Genomic DNA, 17080 nt, shown 5'->3' on the forward strand with positions numbered 1-17080 from the left:
GGATTACCAGTGTCAGACGAATCCTTGTCCGACCCCATACGCCCGATACTAGATCGGGACGGATTGAATTGTCATAAAAAGGACATTTAGGTCAAGATCGATTCAAGATTTTTAACGATCTGTCCGGGGAGCATGATTCATTTACTTTCAACTTTGACACCATTTTCTAATTTGGTCACTGTTCAGTACCCAGAATAACCGACACTCCTTATACTGAACACCGGTTCTCAGACGTACGATTGGGTTCCTGTCTGCCAATTCCGATAAGCCCCGAACTCCTGCAGGATTACGGAGTATGCTCGCCGAGATTGAAATTTTAACCGGAATTGCCGGGGTCGGTAAAACGAACCGACTTCTGGCGGAGTACCAGACTGCGCTTCAGGTGGCGACGGAGGAAAAACGAATTCCCCGTCTTCTCTGGTTAACACCGACGCTTCGCTCTCGCGAGCTTGTTCGCCAGCAGCTTTTCGCGGACTCCAGGCTGAAGGGTTGTTTTGCGCCGAACATTCTCACGTTCGATCAATTCGCTGAATTGATCCTGCGTCATGGTTCCGAGCCGGTCCGCTTCCTGTCCGACACTGCCAAACGCCTGGTGGTCCGTTCGCTCATTGATCAACAGATGCAGGACAAGGAGCTGACTCACTTTCGGAAAATCGCCCATACCGAAGGATACCTGGAACTCGCCTGCCAGTTTATCTCAGAACTGAAACGGGACGAAATCTGGCCCGAACATTTTCTCGAAACTTGTCACCAGCATTTGGATAGTCGTCGTAAGGACTGTGAACTGGGCGATCTTTATCTTCGCTACCAGAACTTCCTCCACAATCCTTCAGGAACGAATATCAAACTGTACGATGCCGAAGGGCGTTTCTGGTCTGCCCGTGATGCACTGGAACGAGGTGAGTACGGTCCCTTTGCCGCACTCGACCTGATTATCGTCGACGGCTTCACCGACTTCACTTTTACGCAGTATGGAATTCTGGACCGTCTCGCGGACCGCGCGAAGCGAATGCTCATTTCGCTTCCACTTGAAGACCCACTCGCTCGCAAGGATCTCTTTGCGAAAACGATCGTGGGACGAACCAGCTTGAAGAAAGCTGCCACCCGTTCTTCGGTTCAGCACTTGCAACCGGACAAAGCGAATTCCAATTCGCCACCTGCAATTCAATTCATCGCCCGCAACCTTTTTCTCAATCCACGTAAGCTCACTCCATCAACCGAAGGAACCGGTATTGAACTGATAGCGGCCATTGGACCCACTTCCGAAGCCGAGTACATTGCCCGTGAAGCGAAGCAGCTACTCCTTCAAGGAGTCGATCCAGGGCAGATTGTTATCTGTTTTCGATCGTTGAAAGAGGATTCTAGTTTATTGATGGAGATCCTCTCAGCAGCGGGCGTTCCCTATTACAGTGACAGTTCCACCGCAGTGACTGAGCTTCCTTTAACAAAAGCACTCTTCAGTATTCTTCAACTGGAGCAGGAAGACTGGTCGTATGATCGTTTAATGAAATTGATCGATTCGAATTTCTTCCGCCCATCATGGAAAGGATACACCGCTACAAATGGTACCGACACCTCCAGCCCCGCCATAGCTATCAGTACGATCATCCGCCGATCTCTATTAGGCGAAGGTCGGTATAGCCTGTTACGTAAACTGAACTGGCTCGTCGAAAACGAAAAAGAGCGAGCAGAAGAACAACCTGAAGAGACTTCACGCGAGACCTTTCGCAATCAACTTGCGATCGCCGCAGCCGGATTGAATCGGCTTTCCGACGTGACTGCACCGTTACGAAAAAGAAAGGCTTTCTCTTTTGCCGAATGGATCGAACAGCTAGTCCTCATTGCACGTGAACTTGGTTTGCAGCCAGTTGCGAAAGCTAAAAGAACAACAGACGTCGAAGAGAAAGACTCTCTCCAGCAGCAACGTCAGCAGTGGGACTTTCTGGAGAAATCGTTGTTTGACGCGATTCGGTTCTGCCAGCAGTTCCAGATCGCTCAACAGAAAATCAGCCTCACTGAGTTCCAGTCGCAGTTGATTCACATTTTACAACGTATTCGTTTTCCGCAGCCTCAACGTGAATCTGGCGTTATCCGACTTCTGGAAGCCTCCCAGGTTCGCAACCTGGAAATTGATTATCTTTTCCTCGCCGGGATGACCGAAGGCAGCTTTCCCCAAGGCCGCAATGAAGACTGTATCTACAGCGAGGCGGAACGTCTGCAGTTCCATGAATGGGACATCCCCCTGGGGCACTCCGCGACTCAGACCCAGGAAGAAATGTTACTCTTCTACTCGATCATCACGCGAGCGAGAAAACGCCTGATACTCAGTTATCCCTCAGTAAACACTGGCGGAGAACCTCTTTTCCCGGCACCTTATTATCAATCGGTTCGAGAACTCTTTTCCGAGTCGGCCGTGCCCGTCCGCCATGTCGGCAGCCTCAATCCATTACCAGACCGGCAGACCATGTTTACCAGTACGGATCTGCGATTAGTCGCCACCGAGGCCGTTCGGCTCAAGCATCCGGAACTTTTCGCCACGTTGTTCACCAGTTCTGAAACCACGCCAGCAGCGCGCACCATTCTGGCAACAACCAACATGGCCCATGCCCGTTTTCATACACATGGATTTACCCCTTTTGAGGGATTACTCGACTCGACGTATAATCGAAACCTGCTCTCCGAGCACTTCGTGCCTGACTACCAATTCAGTACTCGACAACTGGAGAACTACGCCGAATGTCCCTTTCGGTTCATGTACGCCGAGCTATTCCGATTGCAGTCACTCGACCCGCCCGAGATTAAAACAGACTACAAACGCCGCGGAATCATTACTCACGATATTCTTGCCGCTCTACATCGACAGTATCAGGAAGAAGAGCCGCATTCCTCTCACACGCTGAGTGACGAAGCGGTCTGGGTTCAGGATTTATTCCAGACATTAACGACCGAAAAACTGATTAACTTACCAAGTGCTTCGGAACTGGAGCAGGTCCTGATGGAAGTAGAGCAAGAGCTCTTTCAGCAGTGGGGAGAAGCTTTCGGTCAACATTGGACAAACTACGCCGGTGATTTCTTAGAGACCTGGGACGAACGTCCGGTACCCAGATTTGTCGAGCTTCCTTTCGGTGAAGTCCCTACGGAGAAGGGTGATTTCGAGATTTTGTACGAGAGTGTTCCATTCGGGAACGATTCAGGCGAGGCCCCGCCCGTTCGCATCCGGGGTAGAATCGACCGCATTGATGTTGGTCAATACGAGGGCAAACTGCATTTCAACGTTATCGATTTCAAAACAGGAAGCGTCAAGAAAGTCAACTTCCGAGATATCCTCTCGGGGCGCAAGTTGCAATTGGCGATCTACACACTCGCCGTTCAGCGGCTCGGTTTGATCAGTCCCGACGCCGTTCCCTTTGACTTGGGCTACTGGCTGCTGAATGAAGATGGTTATAATCGAGGTATTACCAATCACCCGCAGCGATTCCCGAAAATTCTTGGACAACAAATCGTGGATCGCCTGAGTGCCATCCTCGATGAATTGCTCCCCAAGCTGGCCTCCGAGATCCGGGCAGGAGAGTTCCCCGTCTTCAACGAAGATGTGAATTGCGGCCAACGATGTGAATTCCGCACCATCTGCCGAGTCGGCCAGATTCGTTCCCTTCCTGATTCACTTGATAAACAGTTTCAGACGGGAATTGAAGAACCAACGAAAGATGAGCAAGCCGAACAGGAGGGTGCCGAATGAGCCCGAGATTTACTGATCAACAGGCGAAGGCGATCAACACTCGCGATGTCTCCATTGCGCTCGCGGCAGGTGCCGGCTGCGGGAAAACATTTGTACTGACTCATCGATTTTTGAGTTACCTTGATCCAACGGGAGAACCTGATCCGCTCTCTCGCATCGTCGCCATTACGTTCACTGAACGGGCTGCCCGCGAAATGCGGCATCGTATCCGCGAAGCTTGTCGAGAAGCACTGCAGCAATGTGACGAACAGCACGTCGACTACTGGCTCCGTATTCTCCGTGGACTGGAAACCGCGCGAATCACTACGATCCACTCGTTCTGTTCTGGCTTCCTCCGAAGACATGCAGTAGATGCAGGACTCGATCCTCAGTTTGGCTTGATCGAACCGGCATTTGCAGAGCCTCTGCTGGTTCGCCAGATTAATGAAACATTGCATCAGAAACTGGAAGAACGAGACGAAGACGCGCTCGCTCTTATCCGTGAATACGGTCTCGAACGGACGAGCCAGCACATCCAGCAGATGGTCTACCAACGGTTTCAAATAGAAACCCATCAATTCGAATTGCAAGATGTCCCACAAGCGGCAGAGAGTTGGATCCAATATTACAAAGAAATTTTCCAACCAGCGTTAATCAAGGAGCTAATGGAATCAAACGCACTGAAACGCGTTCATGAAGTGCTCTCGAATAATGTTTGCGGCGCACCCAAAATGGAAGAACGACGCAAAATAATCGTCTCGATCCTCGATCAATTCACAGAATGGCCGAACCCGCTTGCGCCGTTGCAAGAAATACGAGAGAACCTCAACCTGAAGGGAGCTCGCGCCAACCATTGGGAAGAGGATTCGACTCAGGAGGAATTGAAGCTTCTTTTTAAATCGGTCAAGGACGACATCGATAAGATTCTTGAGTTTGATAGTATACTCGAAGACGATATTGAACCAATTATCGAACTGGGGCAGCAACTCTTCCGCCTTGGGCAACATGCCAGTTGGGCATACGCAGAATACAAACGGGAACAGGGGTTGCTCGACTTCGATGATCTATTATTGCTTACCCGGAATTTACTTCGGGACTTGAAATCGCTGCGAATACGAGCGGCGGACGGCATCGAGTACCTAATGGTCGATGAATTCCAGGATACCGACCCCGTTCAAACAGATGTTGTCCGCTTTTTATGCGAACAGCAGCTACTTACGGGTAAGCTCTTTCTGGTAGGCGATGTTAAACAATCTATCTACCGTTTTCGTCGGGCCGATCCTCAAGTCTTTCTCTCTCTTCGTCAGGAAGTACCAGAAAAAGGCCGCCTGCCGCTGAGCACGAATTTTCGAAGCCAACCAGAGATCCTTAGGTTCGTCAATGTTCTCTTCTTTGACGAAGTCGAAGAAAACTACGAAGCGCTTCAACCTTTCTCGCCAATCCAGCTGACCCCAACTCCCACCATCGAATTTCTATGGGCTGATGAAAACAGTTGGGAGAAGAAAGCAAATGCCTCCGTCCGTCGACGGATTGAGGCGGAGACCATTGCCCATCGTATTCAGCAGATGCTTCAGGATGAAACACCCCGCATCCGGACACGCGACCCTGAGACCAACGAGTCCATCCTCAGGCGTACTGAACCCGGTGATATCGTCATACTCTTCCGTGCCATGTCAAACGTCGGTTTGTATGAAGAGGCGTTACGAAACCTCGATCTCGATTACTACCTCGTCGGTGGCCGGGCCTTTTACGCTCAACAGGAAGTCTTCGACTTTATCAACATCTGCCAGGTACTCGATGATCCTACGGATGAAATCTCGCTCGCGGGAGTATTGAGGTCTCCTTTTTTCGGACTGGATGACGACACGATTTTTTCCCTCAAATATCAACCGAAAAGTTCTGGCGAAGAACATTCACTTCTGCAAGCGATTACGACAGAGCCCCCCGCACACCTCCCTCCCGAACAACAGCAGCAGATCCGGCAAGCGGCACGAGTTCTGACAGAGTTGCGATCTCAAAAAGATCAATGGACTCTCGTCAAACTGTTCCGCTATCTGCTGGAGGAGACCGGTTACGATGCTTCTCTGCTGCATGAGTTTATGGGTGCCAGGAAAGTCGCCAACCTACGCAAGCTGATCGACATGGCTCGTCAGTTCGACCGCAGCGGTTTATACACACTCTCCGATTTTGTCGTTCGATTAAAAACCAGCCTGCGTGAAGAAAGCAAAGAGGAACTCGCCACCACTCATCCGGAAACAAGTGACGTCGTGCGGCTGATGACAGTTCATCAGTCGAAAGGCCTTGAATTCCCCGTAGTGATCGTCTCCGATTGTGCCTGGGAACCAAGTCCCCAACATTCAGCTGTCGCTTTTCATCCGCATCTCGGTCCGCTCGTGTCGCCTCCAACCAAACAGGGCGAATCAAAAAAGAGCCTAGGTCAGCAAATCAATCATCAGGAAGAGAAATGGGCCGACAAAGAAGAATACAAACGGCTCTTCTATGTCGCCACGACACGCGCCGCGGATATCCTGATGTTGTCTGCAGCCTTTGAGTCCGGTAAAAGTCTCTCGTCTCCCTGGATGCAACTGCTCGAACGGAAGTTCGATCTTCAGACAGGTTTATTAAAAGGTGACCCACTATTAGGTCAAATTGCCAAACCGGGGCTGAACCGGGACGAAATTCCCCACGTTAAAGTCTGGCGAGAAAAACCAGAGATTCGACGAGATCAGTCAACCCAAACCACGCGACGTATTCCTCTTTCGGAGTTTGAGAAACTCGTCGCAGACGCGGAACCGATATCGTTGCCGGAGTTATTAACTCCCATTGATCCTAGTCTCGGTGGACAGCAGGTCTTTAGTGTTTCACTCATTGAACAGGTTGTAGAGCAACTGTTTCAACACGAGACAGAACTACCAAAACCGGATCGATCCGAAACATCACTCTCTTCGATCAAGACCGTTCCTACGACAACCGTCGACCAGGCAACAACACTCGGTGACATTGTCCATGCCGTCACCGAACGGTTGCAACTGGACCAGGACATCGATTTGACTCAGGAAATCAATCGAGCCTGCGAGCAACTTCATGTTCCCGTCAAAGAAGAAGTCCGCCAACGAGCGAAGACCTGCCTAAATGCCTTTGTCTCTTCGAATCTAATGGAAGAATGGCGAACAGCACGTGAGATTCATCGTGAACTCGATTTCCTGCTTAAGTGGCCACCCGGAAAGACGGGAGAAACTACGAAAAAAGGGGAAGAGCCGATTCTCATCAGCGGACAGATCGATTGTCTGTTCCAGACAGAAAATGGTGGCTGGCGAATGTGGGATTACAAAACAGGCATTCGATCAGACAAAGCCTACCTGTTACATCACTACCGATTGCAATTGACGCTGTACGCCGCCGCTGTCGAGCAACTACTCGGAACGGTTCCCGAACGAATGGAACTAATCCATCTCGGGCAACAGATGACGCCCATCGAATATATGTTGTACCCGGAAACGGTGACCGATCTTTATCAGCAGGTCTCCCAGGCGATCGACTATCTTCGCTCAGGGCAGCCTCTGCCGACCGGTTGAGAACAGTCGGGCCAAGTTCACCGGTTTACTTTTCCAGAGCGGTAACTTGTTTCACTGGATAGAAGGCCATCGACGTCTGCAAGGCATGTTCGCAGAAACAACCGGAACCCGTTTCCGGAGCGAGCAGCACACCCCCCGACGGAATCAGACTCAACCAGCAACCACTGCGAACCCCCATGAACTGGGTCCGTTCCTGGGTTTCCAGATCGTACATCCCGTGGTACTCAAAACGGCGGAACAGCATGTTGTTGGAACCGGTCATCACACCACATCCATGCCAATCAAAATCGTCCGTCTCCAACACGTTGCCCGTGCGTAGTTCCACCGTCTGCTTGTTGTGATAGAGTTTGTCTCCAATCAGCACCGGGTGGGCAAGATGACCACTGTGATGTTTTTTCTTAGCTTCTTCAGAGTGTTGCCACAACTCGTATCCATTTCGAGCATCGAAGGCATAGGTGTGGAAACTCTTGTTTTGATCAGTTCCCGTTACCAGCAATGTATCGTTCGTATGACTGAGATAAGTCATGAATTCACATTTACTGAAGTCGTAACTTTTCTCCCATTTGATTTCACCCGTCTCTAAATCGAGTGCGACGAGGTACTGGTGTTGTTGAACCTGATCCAGTAACCGACTTACTTGTTCATCAATTGCAGCCGGATTACGGCTTTCGACAAAATAGACGTTCTCTCCATCGATCGTGATCGTGGAGTTCATGATTTTACCATCCTCATAAGTCCACCGTTTCTCTCCGGTCGTGGCATCGCGAGCAGTGAAGTTATCGCTGGTGACGCGAGAGACCGAGGCGGCTTCGTAGTCTTCAAACCACTCGCCATTATCACCCATGTATTGTGCACCGCGGCTAGTGGCCGTACCGAGTAAGAGATTATTCACCACACCCAGGTAACCCCAGTTGTAGGCAACATCCCCTTCCTTCCGCTCCACCTGATACGTCGCAGTCAATTCGCCCGTTTGTCCGTCGAACATGAAACAGTCGGAATCAACGGCGAGATACAGGTAATCATCCGTCGCCACCATGTTTGAACCATCACGGGGCATGTTTGCACGCCGCATCGTAGGAATCTGTTTCGTCCAGAGAATCGTCCCGTTATAAGCATCCATTCCAAACAGAGTCCGGTCGCCTTGAACGTACATTCTGCCGTTTGCAGAAACGGGGGCGGGGTTTCGTCCCCCCCGGTCAGGCATTGGACGCGATCCCGGACGTCCCCACCACAGAACAGACATCTTACCACCAATTACACCATCTTTACTGCAGGACGAATTATCCGGGTGCCCATACATGTGGGTCCATTCGCCACTCTCCGGCAATTTGCCTCGGGTATAGGAAGCGAGCAAAACGTCCGATTCCGCCGTTGCAACCTGTCCCTGCTCAGCAGGAAGATTTCCCAACCATTCATTGAACTTGGTTAGTTGCGAGGCACGCTCCTCGTCTGACTCTCCCGATTGCAACTGTCCCAGACAGACTGCACCTCCGGCAGGTCGCAAGATTCGGAAGATTTCACTCGACCATTCCGGTAAAGAGACTGATTCAAACGCTGATTCCGAGATCACCAGATTGGCAAACCAAGGTCCGAATGGAAGTTGTTCCTGTTCCTGATGATGAACCGTTACGCGTGCACCGTAGACGCCAGCGTCATCGAACATACGTCGAATCGCCTGGACCTTGTCCATGTCTTGTTCGACGACAACGACATGTAAATCAGATTGATTGATCAACTCAGCGATTAACCGACCCGTTCCGGCGCCGAGTACAACAGCATATCCCTTATGTGTCTGGATCGTCTTCAGCATCTCCGCAGCTGCGTTTTGATAGACAGGGGTAAGTTCATCCGTTTCGAACAAATCGACCTTCGGAGAAGCTGCAGGGAGATAATCGAGTGTGGGATCAAATTTGAATAATTCCGAAACAAACTTTTGACCCTCATTGGTTTTCCCAATGATCTGGAACTGATATTTGGTCGTCATGTCCAAATCCGCCAACGTCGTCTGATGCTTAGTCCCCGCGCTGGTGGTTGGTACCTTTTTCAAAGATCCCCCTTCGGGCATCATTTCTAGATAAGAATCAGCAGGTAGACGTGTTTGCCAACTGACGAGAGCGTCCCCCGGAGCAGTCATTTGTACGAAGGGACCCGTCAATACTTTCTGCGCGACTTCTTCAGGTTCGTTGCCGCTTGCGAGGACAGCCATCCCTGCCAGCAACAGCATCGCTGTCAGAAGCGTGAATATTGTTCGCAGTAACCGTAGCGATTGGAGGGTTTCCGTCCGTGTAATCGCCCGACTCTGGTTTTCAATATTGTTGGTCGTATTGCTATTCATGTGAGTCATTCGGTTTTTCCGACGCATAGGAAAATCTCAGAATCAAAAGGCTTAGTTGGTTTATGTCTCGACGAAGGTAGAGCCACGCTCAATTTCGAAATCAAACTATTTTGAAGCAGCAACTTCTTCATCTTCGGAGCCAAACGAGTGGACATTGCCCCGGTCTGTACTGACGACGAGTCGTCCATTTGCCACTGCCAGCCCATAAGCGGCCCCCTCGACAGGGAGGATCAGGCGAAGTCGACCTTTTGAAAGATCATAGACTCCTACTTCATTCAATCCTCCGGCGTAAATCTGATTACCGGATTGAATGAGAGTGAAAGGATGGTCACAGTCGGTTTCCCAGACAACACACTCTTTGAGAATCTCGGAGAGTTTGTCAATTCCCTGGCTGAGCTGATCGATCTCCGTTTGAAGTTTTGCTTTCGCTTCGTCCTCTTTCAGTTTTTTGAGGTCTTTACCCAACTGTTTTTTCCGCTGAAGCAATTTTGCTCGTTTAGAAAAGGTATCGACGTACTTCTGATGTTCAATCGCCACCAGTTTTTTGTCTTGATGCACCAGGGTCAATTCACCCGTAACGAGAATATGATTCCCCTCGAAACTGGCAAGTTGAGTTTCTTGGCCTTCACTGTGAATGGAGACTGTCCCCGTGATACCCGGTCCGTAAATCAACTGATCGTTATTAAGAATTGCATACGAACCCGTCGAATCGCCATCGGCCTGATACATTCTTTTGCCCGTGGAACGTTCAAAGACGAGTGGACGATGCCGTCCCGTAGTAACATACAGTCGATCACCCGAGGCCAGCATGTACCCTTGCGCGGGAAAGTCGGTCATCGCCTCGCGGTAGACTTCTTCCCCACTGTCAGTATTCAAAGCAAACAGGTATACATTCTCGGACGGAAAGACACCGCCGCAGAAATAGGCAATGTCATCCATTACCACGACACCAGTTCGAATTGCCCATAGAGAAGTTAAACGTCCATTGGACGGAACTCTTCGGTCTTCGGTACCTGTCTGTTTTTTCCAGATTAGTTTGCCATCGGCACTATTCAAGCAGTAGACGAAACCATCGTCAGCGCCCACATAAACTTTATTATCGACGACCGTGGGAGCCAGTCGGACGGGGCCTTCCATATAAAAACGCCAGAGTTCCTCACCCGTTTTTGAATTGAGCGCGTAGACTTTGTCCTCTACGGACGAACCAAAGAAGACGGTGTCGCCAACAATCGCAACATGAAAAGCTTTATCGTATTCCTGTCGATTCTTGAGACCAAAGACCCGGTGCCATCCATCCCACTTTGCAGGTTCATCCCACGCCGGCTGCGGACGGTAACGAGATTTCCAAGCCCACTTTTCTTCCAGATATCCCTTCAGCGATTCAGAAGTAACGCCAGACCGGGAATAGTCATGATAGTACGTTGGCCAGTCTTCCCCGGAAGAAACCGTACAAAACGCCAGCCCTGTAAACAGGCCACCAACAAGGAAGAGGGATCGTGTGAAATTCATGTCAACTCAGCTCAAAGAAATTGGTCGGAGAGGATTGGTTTGGAATGAATCAATTAAGGGCAGGAGGGAAGAAGCTGGTGGGAAAATCTTCGGAAGGTATCAAGCAGGATGGAATCCATTTTGTTGAATTTAGTCTTGCTCAGCAGTCAAGTGTAGCATCTGAACGCCCCCGTGCACCAGTTTGTTCTTGGCGACACCTCGAAAGCAGATCAAACCTTAATAAAACAGGTATTTAACGAAGTGAGTGAATGAGCGATCAGACACTGAACGAAACTGAGCTGATTGTTCAAATGGAACTGATTTTGCCATTTTTCAATACGAGTGTCCGGTTGGCGAACTCAAGGATATCTCTTCCATGTGATACTGCCAGCACAGTCCCTCCCTGACGGCGATACTCATCGAGCAGCCCCAGAACTTCCGCGGCGTTTTCCGGGTCCAGATTGCCAGTAGGTTCGTCCGCAAGAATGACGGAGGGTTGATGGATCATCGCTCGCGCCAGCGCCGTTCGCTGTTGTTCTCCCGCACTCAGCATCGCGGGAAAACTTTCCGCCCGGGAACTCAGCCCCAGACGTTTCATCAACTTTTCAATGGCGTCCAGATCTTTATTCAGTTGTCCCATGCGGATATTATCGCGCACATTCAAGTAGGGAACGAGATGGAACATCTGAAAGACGAAGCCAACTTTTTTCGAACGGAACTGATTCAACTGAGCAGGAGAAGTGCTCGTCACTTCGACATCGGCGACGTGAACAGTCCCCGAAGTCGGCTGCATTAATCCACCCGCAATCAACAGTAACGTCGATTTGCCCGCACCGCTGGCTCCTTGAATCACCGCGAAATCACCCGGTTCAACCTTAAAGGTAATATCGACGAGAGGCTCTATCAGTTCACGTCCCGTCTGGAACTGCTGTTGGACCTTTTTGAATTCAATCATGTTGGAAATCTCAATTCGGGGAGGCATTCGAATCCAGGTTCAGTTTCGTCTGGTCCAGTTTAGTCCTGTCGCAACGTTCTGGCCGGATCGCGAGTTATCGCAAACACGGTCGGAATCAGACTACAGACCGCTGTAAACAGAGGGGCAACCGTCAGCGAACGTCTCAACAATTGGGAATCGGCTTTGAGGCTTTTGGAAGTCAGTTGGAACATCTCAGGACCGTAAGCAAGGCTAAGCCAGGTCGCAGCGTAATAACCGATCAAAGCTCCCACAATTCCAAGCAGGATTGCCTTACCGACAAACAATATTCCAATCGAACCGGAATCATATCCGAGAGCTCGCAGCAACCCGATTTCCGACACGCGTTGTCGAGCATTAATCATTCCTAAAGCAACCAGCCAGGCACCGCAGGTAAGCAATACAATCGGTGAAACGAACCGAATCGTGTTGGCCATCAACTGCCGTTGCCGTGCCCGGGTTTCTGCCATCTCCGAAAGCATAATGACTTTGGCTTCGGGCAGGATTGTTTCGAGTTCTGTTCGCAGAATTCCTAATGGGTTCTCATCAGGAGTCAAACAAAGACAGTCAATCGCTTTGACTTCATTAATTTGTTCAGGAAGTTCCAAGGCCCTCTGCACATCAGCCAGATTTCCCACGATGCGTAAGTCGTCCGCGGTCCCCATCTCGGGTGTCACACGCGCAATCGTGAAGGTTTCTTTTCGGACTGGAAGCTTGTCGTCTCGTTTAAGATTCAGTTGATTTGCAATTTCATGACCCACATGCACCGTACCGGGTTCAATCTGTGGAGTCATGTCTGGTTTTTTCATTCCGGGCGGATACATTTCTTCCGACAGACCTGTGACGATGGCGGATACGGTCTCGTCACCGCTGACAAGTTCCACACGTTGATGCAATGTCGCGACGAGATGATTGTAGGAAACACTCCCCTGGGCCACGAGGCGTTTCAACACATTCTCGGGCATTGTCCGATCTGTATACCCGGTGAGATAAAACTGTGTCATATCGGCATCACGGGGAATGATTCTCAGGTTGAACCCCAAGTCCCGAGTGATCCGTTTGGTCTCTCGTTCGGCCGCCGATTGAATCATAGCGACCACCACAAAAATTCCCACGGTTAAGGCGACTGCCATCACCGACCAGAATGCATTTCCGCGATGGTAACGCAGTTCCTTGAATATGAGTTGAATCGGTTTCATTCGATCAAGCTATCGTTGGTTGCCAAGGGGGTGGGATATATCAGAATGGCGGGTGAGGTCTCTTTATTCTAGGGAATAGAGTGTTCAGTGAGAAGTGCCCCCTCTGGCGGATTAGCAAACGAAAAAAACGCGTCCTGCGCTTTGCAGGACGCGTTTTTCATATCTTAATAAACCTGAACAGTTCTCAATTACTTGATTTACTCACTCGAAAGAGTGACCGTCTGTTCTTCCCCTTTATCGATAGTGACGTTGGGGAACGGTGTAATGAGTCTGAGTTGCCGAGGGATCCTCGGGAGGCTTAATCGGTGCTGGTGTTGGGGTTGGTTGCCGTTTCATTTGCGGAGCCGAACTCGGTGCTGAGTACTCATGCGAATAGACGGGGCCCGATTCGTAGATGGGATACCCAGCCGATGAAGGATAACCACAGCCACATGTTTCCGGAATAGCACAACCACAAGTGGGTGGGTATGCACAGGTTTCCGGTAGTGAACAGGTCACTTCTGGAATTCCACATCCACAAGTCTCTGGCATTTCACAACCATAGCTCATGGGGGCTTCACAGCTGCATCCCATATCGGGCATGCCACAGGCAGGCATTCCGCATTCAGGTACCACCATCTCTGAACAACTGCCGCACCCAGGTTTGTCCTTCTTGCACCAGAAGCCAACTTTCTTACATTGCTGCTCAGTGATCCCGGTGCAGGGATTGTATTTATAAGAACAGTGATAACATCCCGTCATCATTGTGACGAGCATCAAACCGGCGCAAAGCATCCCTGCTGATTTCATGGTGCCCCCCCAAACTGGACCGGGTTAAGATTGAACTCTGTCGGGAGAAACCCCGCAGGTGCCAACCTCATTGCCCACTTCTATTCTGGAATCAACAGAACGGAAGTTGTGTTTCATTACCTACTTGATTGATTTAACTGTTTCAACTTTGCTCTTCCTGATAAACTGCGACTGGCAGTCTCGGCGGTAGAGCATAGTCATTCGCCAGTATCGTATCGTCGTAATGAAGAGGGGGACTTTACCGTTTTTCAGGCTTTGATCGATTAAACGGGTCCACTCGATTGGAACGGTAAAAACAGTTCGCACCCGAACCAATTCGCTTTGATCGAAAGATCACTTTACGGTTTCCAAAACCGGGTCACCAATCGTTTTCATTCGCTCTAAAATCTGCTGGTGTAAATCCTCTTTGATTGCCACTACCTCGGGATCGGTTGATGCAATCAGGTTCTTTGTCTCCTGAGGATCCTCAGCGATGTAATAGAGTTCATCCCGCTCCGGATTGAGGAAGTCTCTGATCAGTTTCCACTCTGATGTTCGATACATCCGCATATGTGTACTCGACTGATGATGCGTACTGTACTCGGCATACAAATCATCTTCCCAATCCGACATCTTCTCACCTTTCAGTAGGGGAGCAAAACTGCGCCCGTATTGGGTGGCGACTTCAGGAACTTCGACATCAGCCAGATCAAGAAGTGACGCAAACCAGTCTAAATTGGTTACGGTTTGATCGATCTTCGTTCCGGGTTTGATCATTGCGGGATATCGAATCGCTAACGGAACACGAAGGGAATGATCGTACATATTGGGCCGTTGTCGCTGCGGAATATTTTCTGTCGCGGGCGGGAACTCGGTCAGTATCCAATGGCCGTTCCCTTTGTGCCAGATTCCGTTGTGCCCCATGTTATAACCATGATCGCTGCTGTAGATCACAATCGTATTCTCCGACAGATTCAACTGGTCAAGTTCTTCCAGTAAGCGACCAATATTGCGATCGACACTTGTCACAGAAGCGAGGTATTCTTTCGTCTTCCGCTTTACGAGTTTCACATCGAGGTTGGGATAATCAGGGTTCGGGATCTTGGGGTCAATTGATTCATATGGAGCCCAGTCGGAATCGGCGACTGGTAACCACGGGGCGTGCGGTGCTCGGTAATGCAGGGACAACAGAAACGGCTTGGCGCTTTCCTTCTGAATGAAGTCGATAGCATCATCAGTCAGAATATCAGGTAGTAGTCCCGTAATTTTTTGTACTTTACCGTTAATTTCCAACGTTGGATCTTGGGGCCTGTTTCCCCCCGCACGAAACCCCATGAAGTAATCGTACCCGAATTGAATTGGATGAAATCGGTCTTCGGTTCCCAAGTGCCATTTGCCGATGAGTCCTGTTCGATACCCAGCCTTCTTCAGAGAACGCGGCCAGACCGGGTTAGCAGGATCGAGCCCCATCGTTTGTTCGACTCGCGGGTTTATCCAATCTGTAATCTGCAATTGAGAACCATATCTTCCGGTCATCATCTCAGCACGAGATGGACTGCAGACAGGGGTCACCGTGAACGCGTTCGTAAATGTCGCCCCTTCGCGGTAGATACGATCCATGTTCGGAGTTTTGGCATGGGGATCACCCGCGGCGCCGACTGCCCAGGCAGCATGGTCGTCAGAGAAGATAAACAAGATATTCGGCTGCTCTGCTGCGTCTCCCGTTGAATTAAATAGAGCCGCTGCTGCAAAGACGAAGAACGTCCACTTTATGAATTCTAGCCGCATGATTGGTCGTCCTGTTTGATAAGATTTTATCCAAGAAATCAGTGTCTCCGTGTTATCGGGATCGATCGTCCCATTATTCCTGAGACTGGAAACGAAAAACAAGGCTGCCTTCTAAATGAAGACAGCCTTGTTTGTAATTCAGCATAAAGCAAATCCGACGAGACTATTTCTCCAGCGGGATTTCTACTTTAGACAGGTAGATGCTCGTTTTCTTGTCATGGGAAGAATAGTAGCTGACCCACAGCATGCCATCTTTCCAGACAAGACCGGCGTAACTGGTATCACCGCCCGAAGGAAGTTTCTGGAATTCAGTGACCTTGGCTGTCTCAGGATCGATCCAACAGAGAGACGTTCTCACAGGGGCATCGTAGAGCCGAACTGCCGCCACAATGCGACCATCCGGCAACTGCAGCATGTGAGGACCACCCAACCGGACACCCGTATCTTTGAAGTCCCATTCGGTGTAAGGGGGTCGTGAAGTTCCCCAGAGGCCCGTGTTGTGAGGACTGCTGTCTCGTCGTAACAGACAGTAGGCAGTGTCATCTTCGGTGAAGATAATTGAACTCTCGTTGGTGTAACCTTCATCATTGAAGGGCTTCACTAACGGTGTGAATTCTGTTCCGTTTTTAGAAGAATATAGAATGGTTCCTCGTTTATCACCCGTGTGATATCCCACGCCATATGCCGTTCCATCGTGCCAGGTGACTCGCCAGAGCCAGTTGTTTTTATCTCCGATGAAAACCGGCTCGGACCATTTGCGTCCATCTTCAGAAAACCAGACGTACGATTCATGCTTGGTCGCCGTCAGTTCCTCGCCCGCTTCTTTTTGTTTCGCGTAAGCCGACATATAGCCTGCACCACACAGCATCAGGCGTCCATCCGGGTGCACAGTAATCTTCGCATCTCGCAGGTCAGCATCGTCAGAAGTGATTAACGCCGCTGATTCCCAGGTCTCTCCATCTTTGGAAACGAGCACTCGCAGTGCACCATCGGGCGAGATATGTCCCATTCCTTCACGGAAGACACAAAACCATTCCCCATTATGAAAAACGAGGTCGGTGAAGGCATTGTGCGGAGCCTTATCCCAGATTTTCTGAGTGCTGACGATTTTGATCTCGTCGTCGGCATGCACAGACGATGCTGTCAGTCCCTGTAAAGACAACAAAGTTGCCAGACAGAGAATTGCTGATGTAAGTCGCAGTTGTTTCATAAGTCCCTCGGTTTGAACACACAAAC

9 protein-coding genes are annotated in these 17080 nt (G+C 50.1%); 2 read left to right on the plus strand and 7 right to left on the minus strand.

Annotated elements, in window-relative coordinates; translation table 11 throughout:
• Positions 1 to 295: 295 nt before the first annotated feature.
• Positions 296 to 3739 (plus strand): PD-(D/E)XK nuclease family protein, encoded by a 3444-nt coding sequence (locus Pla110_RS16365; RefSeq protein ID WP_144997170.1) that lies wholly within the window; start codon positions 296 to 298, stop codon positions 3737 to 3739.
• Positions 3736 to 7293, plus strand: coding sequence for a UvrD-helicase domain-containing protein (locus Pla110_RS16370; RefSeq protein ID WP_144997172.1), 3558 nt, complete (start codon positions 3736 to 3738; stop codon positions 7291 to 7293). The genes Pla110_RS16365 and Pla110_RS16370 overlap by 4 nt, the downstream gene beginning before the upstream one ends.
• A 25-nt stretch (positions 7294 to 7318) precedes the next feature.
• On the opposite strand, the gene Pla110_RS16375 is transcribed toward Pla110_RS16370, so the two are convergent.
• From Pla110_RS16375 to Pla110_RS16405, 7 genes are all read right to left on the minus strand, one after another.
• A complete protein-coding gene (locus Pla110_RS16375) occupies positions 7319 to 9628 on the minus strand; it encodes an outer membrane protein assembly factor BamB family protein (protein ID WP_197440245.1) in 2310 nt (769 codons plus the stop codon).
• 105 nt (positions 9629 to 9733) lie between these two features.
• Positions 9734 to 11137, minus strand: coding sequence for an outer membrane protein assembly factor BamB family protein (locus tag Pla110_RS16380; protein ID WP_144997176.1), 1404 nt, complete (start codon positions 11135 to 11137; stop codon positions 9734 to 9736).
• 286 nt (positions 11138 to 11423) lie between these two features.
• The gene (locus tag Pla110_RS16385) at positions 11424 to 12098 is read right to left on the minus strand and encodes an ABC transporter ATP-binding protein (RefSeq protein ID WP_144997178.1); all 675 of its coding nucleotides are present in this window, start codon (positions 12096 to 12098) and stop codon (positions 11424 to 11426) included.
• 32 nt (positions 12099 to 12130) lie between these two features.
• Positions 12131 to 13288, minus strand: coding sequence for an ABC transporter permease (locus Pla110_RS16390; protein ID WP_144997180.1), 1158 nt, complete (start codon positions 13286 to 13288; stop codon positions 12131 to 12133).
• Between the two features lie 234 nt (positions 13289 to 13522).
• Positions 13523 to 14077 carry a hypothetical protein gene (locus tag Pla110_RS16395; RefSeq protein WP_144997182.1) on the minus strand — a complete coding sequence of 185 codons (555 nt, stop codon included), beginning with the start codon at positions 14075 to 14077 and terminating at the stop codon, positions 13523 to 13525.
• 333 nt (positions 14078 to 14410) lie between these two features.
• Positions 14411 to 15844, minus strand: coding sequence for a sulfatase family protein (locus Pla110_RS16400; protein ID WP_144997184.1), 1434 nt, complete (start codon positions 15842 to 15844; stop codon positions 14411 to 14413).
• 163 nt (positions 15845 to 16007) lie between these two features.
• Positions 16008 to 17054, minus strand: coding sequence for a sialidase family protein (locus Pla110_RS16405; RefSeq protein ID WP_197440246.1), 1047 nt, complete (start codon positions 17052 to 17054; stop codon positions 16008 to 16010).
• Between the last annotated feature and the right edge of the window lie 26 nt (positions 17055 to 17080).

The sequence above is a fragment of the Polystyrenella longa genome (genome assembly GCF_007750395.1).
GTDB lineage: Bacteria > Planctomycetota > Planctomycetia > Planctomycetales > Planctomycetaceae > Polystyrenella > Polystyrenella longa.

Bases quoted from the DNA above. Each gene is read 5' to 3' on its own strand.
- Pla110_RS16400 (WP_144997184.1), bottom strand. From the start codon at position 15,844: ATGCGGCTAGAATTCATAAAGTGGACGTTCTTCGTCTTTGCAGCAGCG.
- Pla110_RS16395 (WP_144997182.1), bottom strand. From the start codon at position 14,077: ATGAAATCAGCAGGGATGCTTTGCGCCGGTTTGATGCTCGTCACAATG.
- Pla110_RS16375 (WP_197440245.1), bottom strand. From the start codon at position 9,628: ATGAATAGCAATACGACCAACAATATTGAAAACCAGAGTCGGGCGATT.
- Pla110_RS16370 (WP_144997172.1), top strand. From the start codon at position 3,736: ATGAGCCCGAGATTTACTGATCAACAGGCGAAGGCGATCAACACTCGC.
- Pla110_RS16365 (WP_144997170.1), top strand. From the start codon at position 296: ATGCTCGCCGAGATTGAAATTTTAACCGGAATTGCCGGGGTCGGTAAA.
- Pla110_RS16405 (WP_197440246.1), bottom strand. From the start codon at position 17,054: ATGAAACAACTGCGACTTACATCAGCAATTCTCTGTCTGGCAACTTTG.
- Pla110_RS16390 (WP_144997180.1), bottom strand. From the start codon at position 13,288: ATGAAACCGATTCAACTCATATTCAAGGAACTGCGTTACCATCGCGGA.
- Pla110_RS16385 (WP_144997178.1), bottom strand. From the start codon at position 12,098: ATGCCTCCCCGAATTGAGATTTCCAACATGATTGAATTCAAAAAGGTC.
- Pla110_RS16380 (WP_144997176.1), bottom strand. From the start codon at position 11,137: ATGAATTTCACACGATCCCTCTTCCTTGTTGGTGGCCTGTTTACAGGG.